We start from the raw sequence: 21,294 nt of genomic DNA, 5'->3' as shown, positions 1-21,294 counted from the left end.
ATCTTGTGAACTCTTCCTGAGCTAACTCAAGAACAGTCGCGCGGTGGACCTGTGGGGATTTGAACCCCAGACCCCCTCGATGCGAACGAGGTGCGCTACCAGACTGCGCCACAGGCCCTTGCAACGAGTGAAACTCTAGCACCCTGACTGGCCTGCTCAAAAATCCGTTCCGGGGGCTACTCGTTGGCGGCCTTCGGGCGGTCACCGTCCTCGTACTGGTCGAACAGGGGGGTGCGGCCCCGCTCGCGGGAGCGGCGGGCGGAGGCGGCCCGGCGGCCGCCCCGGCGGGCGGGGGTCTCCGCGCGGTCCTCCTCCGGGTCGCCCGCCGCCGGGCCGTCGGGGTCGGCGTCGGACGGGTCGCCCTCGGCCGCGGCGTCCTGGTCGGGGGCGGCGGCGCTGGAGCGCGCGGAACTCCACGCGTCGGGTGCCGAGAGGTCGACGCCGGCCGTGGCCCGGGGGGCGACCGGCGCGGTGACGTACGTGGGCAGCGGCACCGGTACCGGGTCCCAGCTCTCGCCCTGTCCGGGGCGGCGCTGGCGTTCGCGCTGCTGGTCGACCCATTCGGCGTGGTCGGTCTGCTCGACCAGGGCCCGCCGGTCGGCGGCGAGCGCCGACAGACCGGGGTCGGTCTCCCTCCCCGGAGGCTCTGCGGGCTCCTCGGTGCCGGCCTCGGCGGGGGCGTCGGCGGACCCGCGCCGGCGCGGCTGGCGGCCGTGTTCCCTCAGCCGCCGCGCCGCGTCCTCGGCCCGCCTGCGGTCCATGTGAAAGGCGAACCGCCGCCGCTCCTGGCTCCGCAGATGGACGATGTACGCGCTGAGCAGCAGGGCGGGGACGCCGGGCGCCCACAGGAAGGCGAGTCCGCCGACCGCGGCGACGATCGCGCCGAGGCTGAAGGCGACGAAGAGCAGGACGGTGGTCCGGCGGCGTCTGGCCAGCACCTTGACGCGCCGGGCGCGGGCGGCGGCCTGCGCGGCGGCCTCGACGGCCCCGTCGCGCCGGGCGGCCGGCACCCGCGGGCGGGGCGGTTCGGGGCGTTCCGGTGCGGGGCGTTCCACCGGGGCCGGGTCCGGCGGCGGGGCCACCGGCCGGGGTTGGCGCCGGGTCCGGGACACGGCGAAGGCCCGGACGTCCACCGAGTCGGTGACGGCGTCCGGAGCGTCGGCCGCGGGCCGCTCCTCCTCCTCGGCGGAGCGCGCCTGCAGGTCCTTGGCGTATCGGCGCTCCATGCCCGCCCGTCCGGACAGCAGCCGGATGGCGGTACTGAAGCGTTCCGTCGGACGGGCCTCGTTCAGCTCGTCCTGCCTACGGAGCCACATCGGCACCAAGTAGGCGGCCCAGGCCCCGACGATGACTGCGTAGATGAGGCCGCTGCTGCTCACGCCTCACACGGTAGAGGGATGTGCCCGAGGCGATCCGCCAATTGAGCCGGTGTGTCGCACGATCTGGCTGATATTTCTAAATTTTTTTCTGACCGGTGACAATTTCGGCGATCAATATCGAACGTTTATTCAATTCCGGTGCTCGGGCGGGAGCCGTCCCGGCTCCGGCCGCGCTGCCAGCGCCGCAGCAGCCCCTCGGGCACCTCCTCCGCGGTCAGCGCGAAGACGAGGTGATCGCGCCAGGCGCCGTCGATGTGGAGATATCGGGGCCTGAGCCCCTCCTCGCGGAATCCGAGTTTCTCCACCACCCGGCGGCTGGGGCCGTTCTCGGGGCGAATGCAGACCTCGACGCGGTGCAGTCCGACCGTGCGGAAACAGTGGTCGGTGACGAGGGCCACGGCCGTCGGCATCACCCCGCGCCCGGCCACCGCCTCGTCCACCCAGTAGCCGATGTGCCCGGAGCACATCGATCCCCAGGTGATCCCGGCCACCGTGAGCTGTCCGACGAGCCTGCCCTGGTACTCGATGACGAAGGGCAGCATCCGGCCCGCGTGCGCCTCGGACCTGAGGTGGCGCACCATCTGGCGGTAGGTCGGCCGGTGCGTGATCGGCCCGCCGGGCGTGGGCGGCGGGATGGTGGCCTCCCACGGCCGCAGCCAGTCCCGGTTGCGGCGGTTGACCTCGCGCCAGGCCCGCTGGTCACGCAGCTTTATCGGCCTGAGGACGAGGTCGCCGTCCCGCAGCTCCACCGGCCAGGAGGGGCTGTTCAGCTCGCACCCCCGCTGCCGCCGGGTCTGGGGTGGTCCCCGCCGCGGAGCTGGTCCACGGCGTGTCTGAGCAGGGGTTCCAGTACGGCCAGTCCGTCCTTCACCCCGCCGATGGAACCGGGCAGGTTGACGATCAGGGTGCCGCCCGCCACTCCGGCGAGGCCGCGGGAGAGCGCGGCGGTGGGCACCTTGTCCCGGCCGTACGCGCGGATCGCCTCCGCGATGCCGGGCACCTCGTGGTCGATCACCGCGCGGGTGGCCTCCGGGGTGCGGTCGGTGGGCGAGAGGCCCGTACCGCCGGTGGTGACGATCACGTCGTAACCGGCGTCCGTACCGGCGCGCAGGGCGGCCTCGACCGGGTCGCCGTCGGGAACCACCCGCGGGCCGTCGACGGCGAAGCCGCAGCGGCGCAGGCCCTCGGCGACCAGGGGTCCGCCCCGGTCCTCGTAGACGCCCGCGGCGGCCCGGTTGGAGGCCGTCACCACCAGCGCGCGGCAGGACGCGGCCGGCGCGCCGAGCGTCATGACCGGCTCCAGTCGCCCGACTTGCCGCCTGTCTTCTCCTCGACCCGTACGTCCGTGATGACCGCTCCCTTGTCGACCGCCTTGACCATGTCGATCACGGTGAGCGCGGCGACGGAGACCGCGGTGAGCGCCTCCATCTCGACACCCGTGCGGTCCGTCGTCCGGACGGTGGCCACGATCTCCACGGCGTCGTCCGCGACCGACAGCTCCAGTTTCACACCCGACACCGACAGCGGGTGGCAGAGCGGGATCAGGTCGGGGGTCCGTTTGGCCCCCATGATGCCCGCGATCCGCGCGGTGGCCAGGGCGTCACCCTTGGGGACGCCCTCGCCGCGCAGCAGCTCGATCACGCGGGGCGTCACGAGGACGCGTCCGCTGGCGCGGGCGGTGCGCGCGGTCACGTCCTTCTCCGAGACGTCGACCATGCGGGCGGCGCCCGCCTCGTCGATGTGGGTCAGCCGGTCCTGCACGGCGGGTCCGGGGGTCTCCCCCCGGGAAGGCACAGTCATGGTGGTGTGGCGCTCCCGGTCCGGGCCCGGCGCGGTCGCGCCGCGCGGGCCTGTTGTGCGCGACACGGTACCCCCATGCCGGCCCGCGCACCGGGGCAGGACCTCCCGGGGCCTTCCCGCGGGCGCCCGCGGGGACCACTCAGCCCAGCAGGACGACCTCGACCTCGGTGCCGGGCTCGACCGACTCCACGTCCTCGGGTACGACGATCAGCGCGTCGGCATGGGCCAGGGCCGCGACCAGGTGCGAGCCGGCGCCGCCGACCGGGGTGACGGAGCCGTCGGTGTGGGTGGCGCGCAGGAACTGCCGGCGGCCCTTGGGCGAGGTGAGTGCCTTGCCCGCGGTGAGGGTGGCCCGGACCCGGGGGCGGTGGACGTCCGGCAGGCCCATGAGGGTGCGGATCGCGGGGCGCACGAACAGTTCGAAGGAGACGTACGACGACACCGGGTTGCCGGGCAGGGCGAGCAGCGGGGTGTGGTCGGGGCCGACGGAGCCGAAGCCCTGGGGCTTGCCGGGCTGCATGGCGAGCTTGCGGAACTCCACGCCGCTGCCGGGCTCGTCCTCGTCGGCGACGTGCGCCAGCGCCTCCTTGACGACGTCGTAGGCGCCGACACTCACCCCGCCGGTGGTGACCAGCAGGTCGGCGCGGACCAACTGGTCCTCGATGGTGGCCCGCAGGGTCTCGGCGTCGTCGGTGACGGCGCCCACCCGGTAGGCGATGGCGCCGGCGTCGTGGGCGGCGGCGGTCAGCGCGAAGCTGTTGGAGTCGTAGATCTGGCCGTGGGCCAGTGGCTCGTCGGGCTGGACGAGTTCGCTGCCGGTGGAGAGGACGACCACGCGGGGGCGGGGGCGGACCCGGACCCGGCCGCGTCCGATCGCGGCCAGCAGGCCGATCTGCGGCGGGCCGAGGACGGTGCCCGCCGCCAGCGCGCGGTCACCGGCCCGGACGTCGCTGCCCTGGGCGCGCACATGGGCGCGCGCCTCGGCCGGGCGGTGGACGCGGACCTGGCCGCCGGCCCCCTCGGGGGCCTTGCTGCGGGCGCGCATCCCGGTCACCGGGCCCCCGCCGAGGCCGCCGTCGGTCCACTCCACGGGCACCACCGCCTCGGCGCCGGACGGCAGCGGGGCGCCGGTCATGATGCGGGCCGCCTGGCCGGGGCCCACGTGCGGCGACTCGGCCAGGCCCGCGGCGATGTCCCCGACGACCTCCAGGACGGCCGGGAACTCCTCGCTCGCGCCCGCGACATCCGTGACCCGTACCGCGTACCCGTCCATGGAGCTGTTGTCGAACGGTGGCAGGGAGACCGGCACCGTGACGTCCTCGACCAGCAGGCAGCCCTGGGCGTCGAGGAGGTTCAGCTCGATGGGTTCCAGGGGGCGGACCGCGGCGAGGATGTCCGCCAGGTGGTCCTCCACCGACCACAGGGCGTCCGGGCCGGTGCGGTGGCCCGGACGGCCGGCGCGGTGGTCCGGTCCCTGGTGGTCGTGGCCGGCGGCACGGGGCGCGGGGCTGCTCAACGTCCTACATCTCCTCGGCTACGTAACTGCGGAGCCAGGCCCGGAAGTCCGGGCCCAGGTCCTCACGTTCGCACGCGAGTCTGACAATGGCGCGCAGATAGTCGCCGCGGTCGCCGGTGTCATAGCGGCGGCCCTTGAAGACGACGCCGTGCACCGGGCCGCCGACCTTCTCGTCGGCCGCGAGCTGCTGGAGGGCGTCGGTGAGCTGGATCTCGCCGCCGCGGCCCGGCTCGGTCCGGCGCAGTATGTCGAAGACGTGCGGGTCGAGGACGTAGCGGCCGATGACGGCGTAGTGCGAGGGGGCGTCGGCCGGGTCCGGCTTCTCGACCAGGTCGGCGACCTTGACGACGTCGGCGTCCCTGGTGGTTTCGACGGCGGCGCATCCATAGAGGTGGATCTGCTCGGGGGCGACCTCCATGAGGGCGATGACGCTGCCGCCGTACTCCCCCTGGACCTCGATCATCCGCTGGAGCAGCGGGTCGCGCGGGTCGATCAGGTCGTCGCCGAGGAGGACCGCGAAGGGCTCGTCGCCGACGTGCGGGGCGGCGGCGAGGACGGCGTGGCCGAGGCCCTTGGGGTCGCCCTGGCGGACGTAGTGGATCATCGCCAGGTCGCTGGACTCCTGCACCTTGGCCAGCCGGCCGGCGTCGCCCTTCTTCTGCAGGGCGGACTCCAGCTCGTAGTTGCGGTCGAAGTGGTCCTCCAGGGGGCGTTTGTTACGGCCCGTCACCATGAGGACGTCGTCGAGACCCGCGGCCACGGCCTCCTCGACCACGTACTGGATCGCCGGCTTGTCGACGACCGGCAGCATCTCCTTGGGAGTGGCCTTGGTCGCCGGGAGGAACCGGGTGCCCAGACCTGCTGCGGGGATGACAGCCTTGCTGATCCTGGGGTGCGACTGAGTCATGCCCGCCACCATATCCGGTGCGTTGGCACGGAATCTGCGGCTCCGGTGCATTGGCGCTCATATGAGCAAATGGAACGGTACGGGAGCCACGGTGAGTCATGACGGACGCGGGGACGAGCCTGACAAGCGGACGTTGCGCCGCGAAATCCTCGCGGTGAGGGCCAGGTTGACGGCCGGTGACGTGCGGATGTCGGAGGCGGCGCTGGCCGGGCGGGCGCTCGCGCTGCCCGAGCTGGCGGGGGTGGGCACGGTGGCGGCGTACGTCTCCGTGGGCGCCGAGCCGGGCACCCGCGCGCTGCTCGACGCGCTGCGCGCGCGGGGCGTACGCGTCCTGCTGCCGGCGCTGCTGCCCGATCACGACCTGGACTGGGGCCGGTACACGGGCGAGGACTCCCTCACGCGCGTGCGGCACGGCGGGCGGATGGAGCTGCTGGAGCCCGCCGGGGAGCGGCTGGGGCCCGAGGCGGTCACGGCGGCCGAGGCCGTGCTGCTGCCGGGTCTGGCGGTGGACCCGCGCGGTATGCGGCTGGGGCGCGGCGGCGGCTCCTACGACCGGGTGCTGGCGCGGCTGGAGCGGGCGGACGCGCGTCCGGCGCTGGTGGTGCTGCTGTACGACCCGGAGATCCTCCCGCGGGTGCCCGCCGAGCCGCACGACCGGCCGGTGGACGCGGTGGTGACCCCGTCGGGCACCCGCCGCTTCCGCCGGGCCCCGGAGACTGAGCCAGGCGGCTGAGCCCGGAGACCGGGCCCAGGAGACCGGGCCCAGGAGACCGGGCCCAGGAACGGGAGACGGCCCCCACGCGTGTGCGTGGGGGCCGTTTCCCGCCGGAGTGTCCGGGGTGTCAGGAGCCGCTGCGGCTACGGCTGCCTCTGTCGCTACGGCTACCGCTACGGCTACGGCTACGGCTTGAGAAGCAGCGTGTCGCTGGTGCTGCCCTCGACCGCCTTGTCGGTGAACGACCAGTCCAGCAGCTCGCCGGCGGCCCACTTGTCGGTCTGGTCGGTGTAGTGGGCGCTGTAGGCGTGTCCGGAGGCACCGGTGAGGTTGATCCACTTGGACTTGTCGAGGTCCCCGAGGTTGACCACCATGCGCATCGACGGCACCCAGATCACCCCGTAGCCGCCGGCCGCGTTCCAGCCGGTGGCGTTGACCGCCGCCTCGCCGCCGCTGAGCTTCCACGGGCCGCGGTTGAGGGCGTACTTCAGGAAGCCCGGCCCCTCGGTGCCCAGGGTCTGGTTCTTCAGGAACAGGCGGTGCAGCCGGCCCCAGCTCCAGGTGTCGATGTCCTTGCCGAGCTTGGCGGTCAGCTCCCAGCGGGCGTCGCCCATGGCGCGCTTGAACAGGTCGTCGCGGTTGTCGGCGCCGTCCCGGGTGCCGTTCTCCGGCGTCGTCCACCAGTCGCTCTTGGGGTCGTCCATCAGCGAGCGGACCACCTCGAACCAGCGGTCGCCGCCGTCCGGCTGGGCCTGGTCGGCGTCGCGCTGGCCGCACTCGCGGACCTTCTGCGTCTCGTCGGCGGGCCCGGTGGTGTTGACCGGGTCGACCCACAGGCACTGGCCCTTGACCCGCAGCTCCTTGGGCAGCTTGTTGCCGAAGGCGAGCTTCACGATGTTGCGCCAGACCGCGTTGAAGTACGCGGCGGCGGCCGAGTCGGCGTCCTGCGTGTAGTCCCAGCCCTCCAGGAGCTTCTGGGCCTGCCGGACCTCCTTGTCGTCGACGTCGATCTTCAGCAGCGCGGGCACCAGCAGCTTGGCGATCTCGCTGCTGTTGTCGAGCTGCATCTGGCGCATGTCGTCGGTGGAGATCTTGCCGCCGTCCTTGATCTTCTGCTCGATCAGGGCGGTGATGCGCTGGCTGCGGGCGCCGTAGCCCCAGTCCGTGGTGAGGGTGTACGGGTAGGTGTCCTCGTCGACCACGGCCTGGTTGGCGGTGACGATGTAGCCGCGGTCGGGGTCGTACTCGTAGGGCAGTTCGTCGTCCTCGATGTACTTGCCGGTCCAGCGGTAGGCGGGGTCCCAGCCCGGCGCCGGGAGGGAGCCGTCGTGGCCCTCGGCACGGAGCGGGATCCGGCCGGGCAGGGTGTAGCCGATGTGGCCCTCGGTGTCGGCGTAGACCAGGTTCTGCGAGGGCACGTCGAACAGCGCCGCCGCCTCGCGGAACCCGCTCCAGTCCGTCGCCCGGTCGATGGCGAAGACGGCGTCCATGGTGGTGCCCGCCTCCAGGGCGGTCCAGCGCAGGGAGACGCCGTAGCCGTCGCCGCGGTCCGGCGCCTCGGCCTCGACGCCGGCCTTCTTGCCGACCTTCACCAGCTCGTCGTCGCGGTCGGAGAGGAGCGGCCCGTTGTCGGTCTCGCGGACGACGATCTTCTTGGACCTGCCGCCGGCGACCTTGATGGTCTCCTCGCGCGTCTCGAACGGCACGACCTTGCCGCCCTCCTGGTAGCCGTCGCCGGTGACCTTCTCCAGGTAGAGGTCGCTGACGTCGACACCGGAGTTGGTCAGGCCCCAGCCGATCGACTGGTTGTGGCCGATGACGACGCCGGGCATGCCCGCGAAGGTGTAGCCGGTGACGTCGTACTGGCACTTGGCGGAGACGCTGCGGCAGTGCAGGCCCATCTGGTACCAGACGGAGGGCAGCGACGGGGAGAGGTGCGGGTCGTTGGCGAGCAGCGGCTTACCGGTGATGGTGTGCTCGCCGGAGACGACCCAGGAGTTGGAGCCGATGCCGTTGCCGTTCACGCCGACGGCGGTGGGCAGGTCGTCGAGGACGTCCTGGAGGCCGGAGAGCTGGCTCTGGAGGGCGGTACCGCCGTCACCGGTGCCTGTCCCGGTCCCGGTGCCCGTTCCGGTCCCGGTGCCCGTTCCGGTCCCGGTGCCTGTCCCGGTCCCGGTGCCCGTCCCGGTCCCGGTGCCTGTTCCCGTATCCGTACCCGTGCCGGAGGTGCCGTCCGTCGAACCGCTGTCGCCGCCGCCCTCGAAGGTGCCGGTCAGCTCGTTGTACTGACCGCTCTGGACGATCGCCTTGTTCCGGTCGTACGGGTAGTCCGGGTACAGGTCGGCGATCTGCTTGGGGCCGAGGCGGCTGGTCATCAGGGCGCGGTCGATCTCGTCCTGCATGTTGCCGCGCAGGTCCCAGGCCATCGCCTTCAGCCAGGCGACCGAGTCGACCGGGGTCCACTTCTGCGGCTTGTAGTCGTTGGTGAAGCCGAGCGCCGCGTACTCCAGGGAGAGGTCCGCGCCGTCCTTGCCCGCGAGATAGGCGTTCACGCCCTGGGCGTACGCCTGGAGGTACTTCTTCGTGGAGTCCGACAGCGTCTTGTCGTACTCCTCCTTCGCCACCCGGTCCCAGCCCAGGGTGCGCAGGAACGCGTCGTTGTCGACCTGCCCCTTGCCGAACATCTCCGACAGGCGCCCGGAGGTCATGTGCCGGCGCACGTCCATCTCGTAGAACCGGTCCTGCGCCTGGACGTAGCCCTGCGCCATGAACAGGTCCGCGTCGGAGGAGGCGTAGATCTGCGGAATGCCGTAGCCGTCGCGTTTGACGTCGACCGGGCCGGACAGACCGTCGAGGGTGATCGAGCCCTTGGTCTGCGGGAAGGACGCGCGCACGGTGCTGACCGTCCAGTAGCCCCCGTAGGCCAGGCCACCGATGATGGCCAGCACCAGTACAAGGACGACCAATCGGGCTTTGCGCCCCTTCTTCCTGCCGGACTTGGCGGGCTGCTGACCCGAAGAGGCGGTGTTGGTGGGGGGCATCGCTGTCCTTGCTGTCCTAACACGAGCGGCAGGGGCGGGCTGTGCTTTCTACTGAACGCTGGAGCAACCATAGGCGCAGGGGTCACGCCCCCTTGACGCGGAGTCGGGAACCGGCGTGCGCGGGCGTTCGATCTTGCCAAGGCCAGCGTCAAGAAATCGTCAAGAGTTAGGTAAGGTAACGAAGTAGTTGGCCGCGGGAACCCGCGGCTTCGGGTGCCACGCAAGGTGCGCCGCCGGATGCCAGGGAAGGGAACGGCCACTGACTGTCCACCACCTCAACCAGCTCCTGCTCGTCTGCTCGCTCGTCCTGCTCGTCGCCGTCGCGGCGGTGCGCGTCTCCTCGCGCAGCGGGCTCCCCAGCCTGCTCGTCTACCTGGCGATCGGTATCGCCATGGGCCAGGACGGCATCGGCGACATCAAGTTCGACAACGCCGAACTGACCCAGGTCATCGGGTACGCGGCCCTCGTCGTGATCCTGGCCGAGGGCGGACTCGGCACGAAGTGGAAAGAGGTCAGACCGGCCTTGCCGGCCGCCTCCGCCCTGGCGCTGGCCGGGGTCGCCGTCAGCGTCGGCGTGACGGCGGCGTGCGCCCACTTCCTGGTCGGACTGGAGTGGCGGCAGGCGCTGATCGTGGGCGCGGTGGTGTCCTCCACGGACGCGGCGGCCGTCTTCTCGGTACTGCGCCGCATCCCGCTGCCGTCCCGGATAACGGGCACGCTGGAGGCCGAGTCGGGCTTCAACGACGCCCCGGTGGTCATCCTCGTGGTCGCCTTCTCCACCGCCGGACCCATCGAGCACTGGTACGTGCTGCTCGGCGAGATCGCCCTGGAACTGGCCATCGGCGCGGCCCTCGGCATCGCGGTGGGCTTCCTGGGCTCGTGGGGGCTGCGGCATGTGGCGCTGCCCGCCTCCGGTCTCTATCCGATCGCGGTGATGGCCATCGCCGTGACCGCCTACGCGGCCGGTGCCATGGCGCACGGCAGCGGCTTCCTCGCGGTCTACCTCGCCTCGGTGATGATGGGCAACGCCAAGCTGCCGCACTGGCCGGCCACCCGCGGCTTCGCCGACGGGCTCGGCTGGCTCGCCCAGATCGGCATGTTCGTGCTGCTCGGCCTGCTGGTGACCCCGCACGAGCTGGGCGACGACATCCTGCCCGCCCTGGTCATCGGGCTGGTGCTGACCATGGTGGCCAGACCGCTGAGCGTCGTGCTGTGCCTGGTGCCGTTCCGGGTGCCGTGGCAGGAGCAGGCCCTGATGTCCTGGGCCGGACTGCGCGGCGCCGTCCCCATCGTCCTCGCGACCATCCCCATGGTGCAGGGCGTCGACGGCAGCCGCCGGATCTTCAACGTCGTCTTCGTCCTGGTCGTGGTCTACACGCTGGTGCAGGGCCCGACCCTGCCGTGGCTGGCCCGCAAGCTGCGGCTGGGCGACGGCCCCGAGGCCGCCGACCTCGGCGTCGAGTCCGCGCCCCTGGAGCGGCTGCGCGGCCACCTGCTCTCCGTCGCCATCCCCGCGGGCTCGCGGATGCACGGCGTCGAGGTGGCCGAACTGCGGATGCCGCCGGGGGCCGCCGTCACCCTCGTCGTGCGCGAGGGCAAGTCCTTCGTCCCGCTCCCCTCGACGGTCCTGCGGCGCGGGGACGAACTCCTCGTGGTCGCCACCGACCCCGTCCGGGACGCGGCCGAGGCACGGCTGCACGCGGTCGGCCACGGCGGAAAGCTCGCGGGCTGGCTGGGTACGGGGGGCGTGAAGGGCCACCGGATCGGCCGCGGGAACGGCGGCAAGGCCGGCGGCACGGACGGTGCGGGCGGTGCGGGCGGTGCAGGCGGTGCGGGCGGTGCAGGTGGTGCGGGCGGCTGGGGAAGCGCGGGCGGCAGCCCCAAGTGAGGCGCGGCGGTTCCGAGTGACGCGCGGCGGTCGCAAGTGAGGCGCGGCAATCCCGGGCGAGGCGCTGCCAATCCCAGGCGAGGCCGGGCGGAGTGCTCACGTTCAGGGGGTATCCACCCCTTCACACCTGTACGATAAAGGTGTCACCTGATCGAACCAACTCTGCCTGACGCAGAGCTGGCGCGACCGTATGGCGGCCGGGACGCACCTCCCCGAGGGCTTTCGGTATCCACCGCAGTCCGCGCAAGAGGACAGCTCTCGGCGCCGCCCGTCCCCCGACGGGCCACGCCACCAGGCGGCAGAAAGGCGAGGACCGTGGCGACCACGGTCACCCCGTCGAAGAAGGCCCGCCCGGGATACGGGCAGTTGCTGCGCACCCGCGGCGCCTGGACCTTCCTGCTCCCCGGCTTCGCGGCACGTCAGCCGTTCGCGATGCTGACGATCTCCCTCGTGCTCCTCGTGCAGCACACCACCGGCTCCTACGGCACGGCGGGCGCCGTCGCGGCCGCCACCGGCGTCTCCATGGCGCTGTTCGCCCCCTACAGCGGCCGGCTCGCCGACCGCTACGGGCAGCGGGCCGTCCTGGTGCCCGGCGTCCTCGTCCACGTGGCGTCGGGCCTGGCCCTGACGGCGCTGGCGCTCGCCGGCGCGCCCCTGTGGACGCTCTTCGCGGCGGCGGTGCCCACCGGGGCGTCGGTGCCGCAGATCGGCCCCATGGTGCGCGCCCGCTGGGGCGTGAAGCTCAAGGACTCGCCCCTGCTGCCCACCGCTGCGGCCTTCGAGTCCGTCACCGACGAACTGACCTTCGTCCTCGGCCCCCTGCTGGCCACCGCCCTGTGCACGGCGATCGACCCGGCCGCCGGCCTCGTCACGGAGGCCGCGCTCAGCCTCCTCGGCGGGCTGCTCTTCGCCGCGCGCAAGAGCACCCAGCCGACGGTCGGCGGGGCCGACGGATACGCACGCGTGGAGCACGTTCCGGCGCTGCGCGTCCCCGGGGTGCGCGTACTGATCGTGGCTTTCCTCGGCATCGGTTCCGTCTTCGGCGGCATGCAGGTCGCGCTGGCCGCGTTCTCCGAGTCGATCGGCGAACCGGGCCTGAACGGCGTCCTGTACGGCACCTTCGCCGCGGGCAACATGCTCTCCGGCGTGGTCTGCGGCGCCGTCGCCTGGAAGGCGGCCCCGCACCGGCGCCTCCTGGTCGGCTACACCGCCCTGGCGCTCACCGCCTCCGGCCTGTGGGCCGCGCAGTCGGTGCCGCTGCTCGCCGGGCTCGGCCTGCTGGTCGGCGTCTGCATCGCGCCCGCCCTGATCACCGGGTACACCCTGGTGGAGGGGCTGGTCCCGGCCGGGGCCCGCACCGAGGCGTTCACCTGGCTGACCGGCGCGGTGGCCCTAGGCCAGGCGGTGGCCGTGACGGCCGCCGGACAACTGGAGGACCGCCTGTGGGACGGCGCCGGGTTCCTGGTGCCGATGGGCGGCACGGTGCTCGCCCTGGTGACCCTCCTCGCCCTGCGTTCCCGGCTCTCGGCCCGGCCCGGCGGGCGGACCGTCGCGCGTGGCGTCGGTCACCGCGAGCCCGCCGCAGTGGACTGATCCCGGGGAATACGTCACTATGGACCGTCGTTAGCACTCATCGAGTGAGAGTGCCAGGAGGAAGACAAGTGCCGACGTACCAGTATCAGTGCACCGAGTGCGGCGAGGGCCTCGAGGCGGTGCAGAAGTTCACCGATGACGCTCTGACCGAGTGCCCCAACTGCGGTGGCCGCCTGAAGAAGGTGTTCTCGGCGGTCGGCATCGTCTTCAAGGGATCGGGCTTCTACCGCAACGACAGCCGCGGCTCCTCGACGAGCAGCTCGCCGGCGACGTCGTCGTCGAAGCCGGCGTCCTCGGACTCCAAGTCGTCCTCGGACTCCGCTTCCTCCTCGGGCGCGAAGTCGTCGTCCTCGGACTCGAAGCCGTCGAGCACGAGCACCTCGGCGGGCAGCAGCTCCGCCGCCTGAGGCCCCACCCCTTCTCGTTCCCGAGACCCCGCCGTCCCTCGACGGCGGGGTCTCGGGCGTTCCTGGGACAGCCCTTAGGGTGCGGGCATGGTGAACAAGGTGAATGCCGACATCGGTGTGATCGGCGGCTCCGGTTTCTACTCGTTCCTCGACGACGTGACCGAGGTGCGGGTGGACACCCCGTACGGGCCGCCCAGCGACTCCCTCTTCGTCGGCGAGGTGGCCGGCCGGCGGGTCGCCTTCCTGCCCCGGCACGGACGCGACCACCACCTGCCGCCACACCGGATCAACTACCGGGCCAACCTCTGGGCGCTCAGGTCGGTCGGTGTGCGCCAGGTCCTCGGCCCGTGCGCGGTCGGCGGGCTGCGTCCCGAGTACGGTCCCGGCACGCTGCTCGTGCCCGACCAGTTCGTCGACCGGACGGCGGCGCGGGCCGCCACGTACTTCGACGGGACGCCGCTGCCCGACGGGACCGTGCCGAAGGTGGTCCATGTGTCGCTGGCCGACCCCTACTGCCCCACCGGACGGGCCGCCGCTCTGCGGGCGGCGCGCGGCCGGGACTGGGAGCCGGTGGACGGCGGCACCCTCGTCGTGGTGGAGGGGCCGCGCTTCGGGACCCGGGCGGAATCGCTGTGGCACCGGGCGCAGGGCTGGTCGGTGGTGGGCATGACCGGCCACCCGGAGGCGGCGCTCGCCCGGGAGCTGGAGCTGTGCTACACCTCGCTCACCCTCGTCACCGACCTCGACGCGGGCGCCGAGACCGGCGAGGGCGTCTCCCACGACGAGGTGCTGCGGGTCTTCGCCGCCAACGTGGACCGGCTGCGGGGCGTGCTCTTCGACGCGGTGGCGGCGCTGCCCGCCGACGCCGAGCGCGACTGCCTGTGCACGCGGGGGCTGGGCGGGATGGACCCGGGGATCGTGCTGCCTCAGCCTCTCGGGTGAGGGGGTTTTCCACAACCGGCCGGTAGTGCACGGGCTCCGGCGGCCTGCGGCGCGAAGGCCCATTGTGGTGAGCGCAAGCCGGTCCCTCGTCACAGGTGGTGGTCGCCGTGTCCCTCGCCCCCTACTCCACCCAGTCCTCACCCTCGCCCTCTCCTTCTCCCTCCCCGCCCTCTCCTTCTCCCTCCCCGCCCTCGCCCTTCCCCTCCCCGCCCTCGCCGTGTCCCTCCCCGCCCGGTCAGGGCCCGCCCGGCACGGACGCGCCGCCGACGTGCGAGGTGCCGCAGTTCGCGCCGGTGCGGGTGCGCGGCGGGCACCGGCAGTCGCACCGCCTCGTCCGGCACCGGCGGCGTGCCGTGGCCGCGGGTCTCGCCGTGACCGCCGCGGCGCTGGTGGCGGCGGGCCCGTACCCGGGAACCGACGCGCGGGACGGCGGGCGGGACGGCGACCGGGCGCGCGGGCGTCCGTTGGCGGCTCAGGTGCCGAAGCGGCTCGCGCCGGAACGGGTCGCCGCGCCCGTGCGGATCGCCGACGCGGAGACGGTCCGGCTGCTCCGGCCCGGTGACCGCGTCGACGTGATCGCGACCGGGGGCGGTGGCACCGGCGGGCACGCGAGCGGCGACGGGGGCGCCTCGGTGGTCGCCCGGGGCGCGCGGGTGACCGAGATCCCGGAGGTGCCGGACGCGTCCGCCGGGCAGGGCGGGGCGCTGGTGGTGCTCTCCGTGCCGCGCCCGGTGGCGGCCCGCCTGGTCGGGGCGGCGGCCCTGTCACGGCTGGCGGTGACCCTGTGCTGAGGCTCGCGGGCCCGGGATCACCGGGCCGGTCGTACCCCTCGTCGGGGGGACCCGGCTGGACCGGGCGGCCCCGCGCTGACGTAGGTTGCGGAGCGTTTTGTTCCACCTGTTCATGCGAGGAGTACCCCCGAGGTGAGCGAGAAGAAGCCGGGCGTCTGGGTGGGTTTCAAGACCTTCCTGATGCGTGGGAACGTGATCGACCTGGCCGTCGCGGTGGTCATCGGCGCGGCCTTCACCAACATCGTGAACTCTGTGGTGAAGGGCGTGATCAACCCGCTGGTCGGGGCGTTCGGCACCAAGAGCCTGGACCACTACAGCTCGTGCCTGAAGGCTCCCTGCCGGGTGGCGGCGGACGGCACGGTCACGAGCGGTGTCCCGATCATGTGGGGTTCCGTCCTCGGTGCCACGCTCACCTTCGTGATCACCGCGGCCGTCGTCTACTTCCTCATGGTCCTGCCCATGTCCAAGTACCTGGCCCGGCAGGAGGCCCGCCGCAAGGCCAAGGAGACCACCCAGGAGATCATCGAGGTGACCGAGCTGGAGGTGCTCAAGGAGATCCGGGACGCGCTGATCGCCCAGCGCGGCTCGGCGCCCGACCGGACATAGCGGGAGCCGGCGGCCCAGTGCTCACAGGTGGTGCGGCGGCTTCTCGTCCAGGAAGCGCTTCAGGTCGGCCGCCGCGTCGCCGCCGCCCGGCCGCTCGCCCCACCCGCGGTCCGTGTCGTCCGAGGACTGCTGGTCCAGCGGATCGTCGAAGATCAGCGCCGGCTTCGGCGCGCGCGGCTCGGGCTCGGGGGCGGTGCTCATGGCTCCAGGGTACGGCGCCCGCGCCACCGGGGGCCGGTCCCGGCGTGCGCTGCTCCACACTGGGCGCCATGACAGTTGACGCACTGACGGACGTCACCGGTGTACGGGTGGGACACGCGACGCGGGCCGGCGGCGGATGGCTCACGGGCACCACGGTCGTCCTCGCGCCGGAAGGCGGTGCCGTCGCCGCGGTGGACGTGCGCGGCGGCGGCCCCGGCACCAAGGAGACCGACGCCCTCGATCCGCGCAACGTGGTGCGCACGGTGGAGGCGGTCGTGCTGACCGGCGGCAGCGCCTACGGCCTGGACGCGGCCTCCGGGGTCATGGCCTGGCTGGAGGAACGGGGGCGCGGTGTGCGGGTCGGGCCGGACCCCGGGCACGTCGTCCCGGTGGTGCCCGCCGCCTGTCTCTTCGACCTGGGGCGCGGCGGCGACTTCCGGGCCCGGCCGGACGCGGCGACCGGACGGGCGGCCGTCGAGGCGGCCCACGCGAGCGCGCCGGGCGCGCCGGTGGCCGAGGGATGTGTGGGGGCGGGCACGGGGGCCGTGATCGGTCTGCTGAAGGGCGGCGTGGGCAGTGCCAGTACCGTCCTCGGGTCGGGGATCACGGTGGCGGCGCTGGTGGTGGCCAACGCGGTGGGCTCGGCGATGGACCCGGAGACGGGGGCTCTGTACGGGGAGCTGTGGCAGGGGCGGCAGGGGCGGTGGCCGCGGGCGGACGTGCACGAGGCGGCCCGCCGGCGTCTGGCCGAGGTGGCGCTGACGCACTCGCTGCCGCCGCTCAACACCACGCTCGCCGTCGTCGCCACCGACGCCGTGCTGACCAAGGCGCAGGCCCAGAAGGTGGCCGGCACGGCGCACGACGGCATCGCGCGGGCGATCCGTCCGGCGCACCTGCTCAACGACGGGGACACCGTGTTCGCCCTGGCGACCGGGGCACGTCCGCTGGCCGACGAGCCGCTCGCCCTGAACGCGGTCCTGGCGGCCGGCGCCGACCTGGTGACGCGGGCGCTGGCCCGCGCCGTGCGGGCGGCGGACCCGGTGGACGGTCCGGGCGGGACGTGGCCGTCGTACCGGCAGTTGTACGGGGGGAGTTGAGACTGTCCCGGTTTCGTCACGCGACGGTGCCCGGCGGGAACGGCCGGAACCCCGTCGGCCCCGGACCGCTCTTCCCCGGCGTAAGGGAGCGGATCACGCACTTCGGACGAATGGGGAGCAGCCCGTGGCAACGCCGGACAAGACAGCGCGGCGCACACTGGTGGCCGGTGCCGCCCTGATGGTCGGCGCCTTCACCCTCACCGCCTGCGGCGGCAGCGCGAGCGCCGGGGACGGGAGCGGCGGCAAGGGCGGCGACGGGCCGTCGGCGAGGATAGCCATCTCGGCGAAGGACGGGTCGGACGGCGCGTCGATCAACTCCACCGGCGTCGAGGTCAGCGACGGCACGCTGACCGAGGTGCGGATGACGGTGGCCGGGACGGGCGCGCGGGTGCCGGGCGCCGTCGCCGGGGACGGCGGGAGCTGGAAGCCGAAGGAGCAGTTGGAGCGGGGGACGCGGTACCGGATCACGGCGGCCGCGAAGGACGCGAACGGCCGCCGGACCTCCGCCGGCTCGACCTTCACCACGGTCTCCGAGGCGAACAGCTTCATCGGTACGTACACGCCGGACGGCGGTGCCACGGTCGGGGCGGGGATGCCGGTGTCGTTCACCTTCGACAAGGCGATCACCGACCGGAAGGCGGTGCAGTCGGGCATCGAGGTCACCTCCAGCAGCGGGCAGAAGGTGGTGGGCCACTGGTTCGGGGCGCAGCGCCTGGACTTCCGGCCCGAGGAGTACTGGAAGGCCGGTTCCAAGGTCACCACCAAGGTCGACCTGGACGGCGTCGAGGGCGCCGACGGACTCCACGGGGTGCAGCGGAAGACGTTCACCTTCACCGTCGGCCGCGCCCAGGTCTCCACGGTCGACGCCGCCACCCAGACCATGACGGTGGTGCGGGACGGCGAGACGGTCAGGACGGTGCCGATCTCGGCGGGCAGCCCGGAGCACACCACGTACAACGGACAGATGGTGATCTCGCAGAAGTTCGCGCAGACCCGGATGGACAGCCGGACGGTCGGGCTGGGCGGCGAGTACGACATTCCGGACGTGCCGCACGCCATGCGGCTGACGACGTCCGGGACCTTCGTCCACGGCAACTACTGGTACAGCAAGGGCAGTCCGCCCTTCGGCAGCCAGGGCACCAGCCACGGCTGCGTCGGTCTCGCCGATGTCCAAGGCGGGCAGGGCGACACCGAGGCGAAGTGGTTCTACGACCACTCGCTCGTCGGGGACGTCGTGATCGTGAAGAACTCGGCGGACAAGACGGTCGCGCCGGACAACGGGCTCAACGGCTGGAACCTGCCGTGGCACGAGTGGACCGCCGGAAGTGCCGTCTGAACAGCGGATTTTGTGTGAACGCGGGCCCGCGCGGGAACATTTCACGCGGCCCGCGTGTTTTTCATGCGGACGTTTTCTCGGTTCGGGGGCATGATGTCCGACCGAGGGGCTACGGTATGCACCCACAAGGTGACATGCAGCAACGCCGGGAGAAACCTTGAGCGTTCCGTACGAGACCACAGCGTACGAACCACCCGAGTCGCCCGAGTCTCCGGAGGAGCATCTCGCGCGACTGCTCGGTCGCGCCCTGAACTCGTTCGAGCTGCCCGACGAGACACTGCGCCGCCTGGACTGCGCGCTCGCGCACGACGGTTCCCTGCACTCCGCGCACCACAGCGCCGGGCTGCACCGGGAGACGTACCGGCACACCTGGCTGCTCTCCGACGGTTCGGCGCTCACGCTGTGGGAGCTGGTCCACAACACCGCGCGCGGCAGCGAGCCGCAGGCCGAGATCTACGTCGACGAGGAGGAGCTGCGGGCCGCGACCGCGCGGCTCCCGCTGCCCCCGGACGCCCCGGACTTCGAACTGCCGGTGCTGGTGCGGCTGTCGCCCATCCCCGCCCCGCCGCACACCTATGTGCCGGAGGGTTCGGCCGACCACGCGCGCCGGCTGCTGCGCCGCGCGGAGAACCAGGACCGGCCCGGCGCCGACACCGCCACGCTGCTGGCCACCGCGTCCGCGCACCAGATCACGCAGGTCTTCGGTCGCCCCAGCCGGGCGGGCCGCGCCGGTCTGCTCTTCACCCTCTACGAGCACGCGTTCCTGCTCGGGGACGGCGGCGAGATCTCCCTCTGGGAGGTAGAACACACCGCGACGCCCGACGGACGGCACATGTGCGAGGTGTACGCCAGCGAGGACGCCGCCCGGCAGGCGATGGAACGACGCGCCGCCCAGCTCTCCTGACCCGCAACGCCCGCTCCCGCCACCCCCATTTCCCCCACTCCCCCGCCGCTCCGGATTACGCGGTCACCGGCTGCCCGGAAGCCGTGGTCGCCTGGTCCGGGGCGGCATCCGGGTCCGTCGCCGGTTTGCGCCGGCCCTTGAGCAGGACGACCAGGGCGGTGGTGAGGCAGACGCCCGCCGCGACGGCGACCAGGTAGAGCAGCGGGCTGCCGATCAGCGGGACGACGAAGATGCCGCCGTGCGGTGCGCGCAGGGTCGCGTCGAAGGCCATCGACAGGGCGCCGGTGAACGCGCCGCCCGCCATGGACGCGGGAATGACCCGCAGCGGGTCGGCGGCGGCGAACGGGATCGCGCCCTCGGAGATGAAGGAGGCGCCCAGGACCCAGGCGGCCTTGCCGTTCTCGCGCTCGGCGGCGTCGAACAGCCCGCCGCGCACGGTCGTCGCCAGGGCCATCGCGAGCGGCGGGACCATACCGGCCGCCATCACCGCCGCCATGATCCTCATCGCGGAGTCGCTCGGGTCGGAGACGGCGATACCGGCGGTGGCGAAGGTGTAGGCGACCTTGTTGACCGGGCCGCCGAGGTCGAAGCACATCATCAGGCCGAGCAGCGCGCCGAGCAGGATCGCGTGGGACCCGGAGAGGCCGCCGAGCCAGTCGGTCATCGCCTGCTGCGCGGAGGCGATGGGCTTGCCGATCACCACGAACATCAGGAAGCCGACGAGCGCGGCGGAGATCAGCGGGATCACCACCACCGGCATGATGCCGCGCAGCACGGCCGGGATCGGCACCCGCTGGATCGCCAGCACCACCGCGCCGGAGAGCAGACCGGCCGCGAGGCCGCCGAGGAAGCCCGCGTTGACGGTCAGCGCGATCGCCCCGCCGACGAAACCGGGCACGAGGCCGGGGCGGTCGGCCATGCCGTAGGCGAGGTAGCCGGCCAGCACCGGGACGAGGAACCCGAAGGCCACGCCGCCGATCTGGAACAGCAGCGCCGCCCAACTGTCCGCCTGGGACCAGGCGAAGTGGTCCATGACCGAGGGTGCCTTGTCGACCTCGTAGCCGCCGATCGCGAAGCCGAGGGCGATGAGCAGGCCGCCCGCCGCGACGAAGGGAACCATGTAGCTCACGCCGGACATCAGCCAGGTGCGGAGCTTCGTGCCGTAGCCCGCGCCGGGAGAGCCCGCGCGTTCGACGGGCGTGGACTCCGGCGAACCGGCCGTGACCTCGCCGCGGGCGGCCTTCTCCCGGGCCTCGGCGATCAGCGCGCCGGGGCGGCTGACGGCGGCCCTCACCCCGGTGTCGACGGTGGGTTTGCCGGCGAAGCGGGCCTTGTCGCGTACGGGGACGTCGTGGGCGAGGACCACCGCGTCGGCGGCCTCGATCACACCGGGGCCGAGGCGGGTGAAACCGGCCGATCCCTGGGTCTCGACGGTGAGTTCGACACCGGCCTCGCGGCCCGCGCGCTCCAGGGCCTCGGCGGCCAGGTAGGTGTGGGCGATGCCGGTGGGGCAGGAGGTGACAGCGACGATACGGAAGGGGGACCCGTCCGGGTTCCCGGCCGGGTTCCCGGCCGGGTTCCCGGCCATGACCTCGCTCGTGTCCGGCGCCGGTATGTCCTCGCCCCGGATCAGCGCCGCCGCCGTACCCGCGTCCCGTACCTCCCGCAGCGCGTCCGTGAACTCGGTGTTCATCAGTTGCCGGGCCAGCGAGGCGAGGATCGTCAGATGCGCGTCGTCGGCGCCGGCGGGTGCGGCGATCAGGAAGATCAGGTCGGCCGGGCCGTCCGCCGCCCCGAAGTCGACGCCCCGCGCGCTGCGTCCGAAGGCGAGCGTCGGCTCGGTGACGTGTGCGCTGCGGCAGTGCGGGATGCCGATGCCGCCGTCGAGGCCGGTCGGCGTCTGCGCCTCGCGGGCGGCCACATCGGCGAGGAAGCCATCGAGGTCGGTCACCCGGCCCCACGCCGCCATCCGCTCGGCCAGCGCGCGGGCCGCCGCCTCCTTGGTGCCGGCGGACAGGTCGAGGTCGACCAGTTCCGCGGTGATCAGCTCATTCATCGCCGGCTCCTCGGGCTCCTCGGGCATCGCTGACTCCTCGGGCATCGCGGGCTCCTCGGGCATCGCGGGCTCCTTGTGACGGGGTGCGGGCGGAGTGCAAGGGGGGTGCCGGGGG

General features: G+C 72.9%; 19 protein-coding genes and 1 tRNA gene. 10 read left to right on the top strand and 10 right to left on the bottom strand.

Features of this window, described 5'->3' with window-relative positions; translation table 11 throughout:
• Nucleotides 1-44: 44 nt before the first annotated feature.
• The 7 genes from ABEB00_RS31640 to galU form a co-directional block, all read right to left on the bottom strand.
• Nucleotides 45-118: transfer RNA gene (locus tag ABEB00_RS31640), tRNA-Ala, on the bottom strand.
• A 58-nt stretch (nt 119-176) separates the two neighbouring features.
• Nucleotides 177-1,379, bottom strand: coding sequence for a divisome protein SepX/GlpR (sepX, locus tag ABEB00_RS31635; RefSeq protein ID WP_345624116.1), 1,203 nt, complete (start codon nt 1,377-1,379; stop codon nt 177-179).
• Nucleotides 1,380-1,504: 125 nt separating this feature from the next.
• On the bottom strand, nt 1,505-2,128 hold the full coding sequence (locus ABEB00_RS31630) for a GNAT family N-acetyltransferase (RefSeq protein ID WP_345624115.1): 624 nt from the start codon (nt 2,126-2,128) through the stop codon (nt 1,505-1,507).
• Between the two features lie 17 nt (nt 2,129-2,145).
• Entirely contained in the window at nt 2,146-2,670 is a 525-nt protein-coding gene (locus tag ABEB00_RS31625) for a MogA/MoaB family molybdenum cofactor biosynthesis protein (protein ID WP_345624114.1), read from the bottom strand.
• Nucleotides 2,667-3,179, bottom strand: coding sequence for a cyclic pyranopterin monophosphate synthase MoaC (gene moaC, locus ABEB00_RS31620; protein ID WP_345624113.1), 513 nt, complete (start codon nt 3,177-3,179; stop codon nt 2,667-2,669). Before moaC ends, ABEB00_RS31625 begins: the two co-directional genes overlap by 4 nt.
• A gap of 139 nt (nt 3,180-3,318) precedes the next feature.
• Nucleotides 3,319-4,695 (bottom strand): molybdotransferase-like divisome protein Glp, encoded by a 1,377-nt coding sequence (glp, locus tag ABEB00_RS31615; RefSeq protein ID WP_425586604.1) that lies wholly within the window; start codon nt 4,693-4,695, stop codon nt 3,319-3,321.
• 4 nt (nt 4,696-4,699) lie between these two features.
• Nucleotides 4,700-5,602: a UTP--glucose-1-phosphate uridylyltransferase GalU gene (gene galU / locus ABEB00_RS31610; protein WP_345624112.1), complete on the bottom strand. Its 903-nt coding sequence runs from the start codon at nt 5,600-5,602 to the stop codon at nt 4,700-4,702.
• A gap of 61 nt (nt 5,603-5,663) precedes the next feature.
• Between galU and ABEB00_RS31605 the strand changes: the two genes are divergently transcribed.
• Nucleotides 5,664-6,335 carry a 5-formyltetrahydrofolate cyclo-ligase gene (locus ABEB00_RS31605; RefSeq protein WP_425586603.1) on the top strand — a complete coding sequence of 224 codons (672 nt, stop codon included), beginning with the start codon at nt 5,664-5,666 and terminating at the stop codon, nt 6,333-6,335.
• Nucleotides 6,336-6,502: 167 nt separating this feature from the next.
• Here the strand turns inward: ABEB00_RS31605 and ABEB00_RS31600 are convergent, their stop codons facing one another.
• The gene (locus tag ABEB00_RS31600; protein ID WP_345624110.1) at nt 6,503-9,358 is read right to left on the bottom strand and encodes a penicillin acylase family protein; all 2,856 of its coding nucleotides are present in this window, start codon (nt 9,356-9,358) and stop codon (nt 6,503-6,505) included.
• 187 nt (nt 9,359-9,545) lie between these two features.
• Here ABEB00_RS31600 and ABEB00_RS31595 point away from each other — a divergent pair, with 187 nt between their 5' ends.
• The 6 genes from ABEB00_RS31595 (at nt 9,546) to ABEB00_RS31570 (ending at nt 15,585) form a co-directional block, all read left to right on the top strand.
• Nucleotides 9,546-11,246 carry a potassium/proton antiporter gene (locus ABEB00_RS31595; protein WP_425586602.1) on the top strand — a complete coding sequence of 567 codons (1,701 nt, stop codon included), beginning with the start codon at nt 9,546-9,548 and terminating at the stop codon, nt 11,244-11,246.
• A 315-nt stretch (nt 11,247-11,561) separates the two neighbouring features.
• Entirely contained in the window at nt 11,562-12,839 is a 1,278-nt protein-coding gene (locus ABEB00_RS31590) for an MFS transporter (protein WP_345624109.1), read from the top strand.
• Between the two features lie 68 nt (nt 12,840-12,907).
• Entirely contained in the window at nt 12,908-13,246 is a 339-nt protein-coding gene (locus tag ABEB00_RS31585) for an FmdB family zinc ribbon protein (protein WP_345624108.1), read from the top strand.
• A gap of 87 nt (nt 13,247-13,333) precedes the next feature.
• Nucleotides 13,334-14,188: an S-methyl-5'-thioadenosine phosphorylase gene (locus ABEB00_RS31580; RefSeq protein ID WP_345624107.1), complete on the top strand. Its 855-nt coding sequence runs from the start codon at nt 13,334-13,336 to the stop codon at nt 14,186-14,188.
• Nucleotides 14,189-14,463: 275 nt separating this feature from the next.
• Nucleotides 14,464-14,979, top strand: coding sequence for an RcpC/CpaB family pilus assembly protein (locus ABEB00_RS31575; RefSeq protein ID WP_425586601.1), 516 nt, complete (start codon nt 14,464-14,466; stop codon nt 14,977-14,979).
• A 132-nt stretch (nt 14,980-15,111) separates the two neighbouring features.
• Nucleotides 15,112-15,585, top strand: a complete 474-nt coding sequence (locus ABEB00_RS31570) for a large conductance mechanosensitive channel protein MscL (RefSeq protein WP_345624105.1) — start codon at nt 15,112-15,114, stop codon at nt 15,583-15,585.
• Between the two features lie 21 nt (nt 15,586-15,606).
• Here the strand turns inward: ABEB00_RS31570 and ABEB00_RS31565 are convergent, their stop codons facing one another.
• Nucleotides 15,607-15,786 (bottom strand): hypothetical protein, encoded by a 180-nt coding sequence (locus ABEB00_RS31565; RefSeq protein ID WP_345624104.1) that lies wholly within the window; start codon nt 15,784-15,786, stop codon nt 15,607-15,609.
• A gap of 68 nt (nt 15,787-15,854) precedes the next feature.
• On the opposite strand from ABEB00_RS31565, the gene ABEB00_RS31560 reads away from it, so the two are divergent.
• From ABEB00_RS31560 to ABEB00_RS31550, 3 genes are all read left to right on the top strand, one after another.
• Nucleotides 15,855-16,883, top strand: a complete 1,029-nt coding sequence (locus ABEB00_RS31560) for a P1 family peptidase (protein ID WP_345624103.1) — start codon at nt 15,855-15,857, stop codon at nt 16,881-16,883.
• 124 nt (nt 16,884-17,007) lie between these two features.
• The gene (locus ABEB00_RS31555) at nt 17,008-18,219 is read left to right on the top strand and encodes a L,D-transpeptidase (protein ID WP_345624102.1); all 1,212 of its coding nucleotides are present in this window, start codon (nt 17,008-17,010) and stop codon (nt 18,217-18,219) included.
• Nucleotides 18,220-18,376: 157 nt separating this feature from the next.
• Entirely contained in the window at nt 18,377-19,123 is a 747-nt protein-coding gene (locus ABEB00_RS31550; protein WP_345624101.1) for a DUF6227 family protein, read from the top strand.
• A 55-nt stretch (nt 19,124-19,178) separates the two neighbouring features.
• Here ABEB00_RS31550 and ABEB00_RS31545 read toward each other — a convergent pair whose 3' ends face one another.
• Nucleotides 19,179-21,179, bottom strand: coding sequence for a PTS fructose transporter subunit IIABC (locus tag ABEB00_RS31545; protein WP_345624121.1), 2,001 nt, complete (start codon nt 21,177-21,179; stop codon nt 19,179-19,181).
• Nucleotides 21,180-21,294: the final 115 nt, after the last annotated feature.

Source organism: Streptomyces ziwulingensis (assembly GCF_039542605.1).
In the GTDB taxonomy this organism is placed as follows: Bacteria; Actinomycetota; Actinomycetes; order Streptomycetales; family Streptomycetaceae; genus Streptomyces; species Streptomyces ziwulingensis.
Note: the sequence above shows the minus strand (reverse complement) of the source record. Positions and strands in the feature narration are given on the sequence as shown.

What these genes read in the sequence shown, in the direction of transcription:
- ABEB00_RS31600 (WP_345624110.1), bottom strand. Translation starts at nt 9,358, where the DNA reads ATGCCCCCCACCAACACCGCCTCTTCGGGTCAGCAGCCCGCCAAGTCC.
- ABEB00_RS31625 (WP_345624114.1), bottom strand. Translation starts at nt 2,670, where the DNA reads ATGACGCTCGGCGCGCCGGCCGCGTCCTGCCGCGCGCTGGTGGTGACG.
- ABEB00_RS31545 (WP_345624121.1), bottom strand. Translation starts at nt 21,179, where the DNA reads ATGAATGAGCTGATCACCGCGGAACTGGTCGACCTCGACCTGTCCGCC.
- ABEB00_RS31560 (WP_345624103.1), top strand. Translation starts at nt 15,855, where the DNA reads ATGACAGTTGACGCACTGACGGACGTCACCGGTGTACGGGTGGGACAC.
- ABEB00_RS31580 (WP_345624107.1), top strand. Translation starts at nt 13,334, where the DNA reads ATGGTGAACAAGGTGAATGCCGACATCGGTGTGATCGGCGGCTCCGGT.
- moaC (WP_345624113.1), bottom strand. Translation starts at nt 3,179, where the DNA reads ATGACTGTGCCTTCCCGGGGGGAGACCCCCGGACCCGCCGTGCAGGAC.
- ABEB00_RS31565 (WP_345624104.1), bottom strand. Translation starts at nt 15,786, where the DNA reads ATGAGCACCGCCCCCGAGCCCGAGCCGCGCGCGCCGAAGCCGGCGCTG.
- galU (WP_345624112.1), bottom strand. Translation starts at nt 5,602, where the DNA reads ATGACTCAGTCGCACCCCAGGATCAGCAAGGCTGTCATCCCCGCAGCA.
- ABEB00_RS31605 (WP_425586603.1), top strand. Translation starts at nt 5,664, where the DNA reads ATGAGCAAATGGAACGGTACGGGAGCCACGGTGAGTCATGACGGACGC.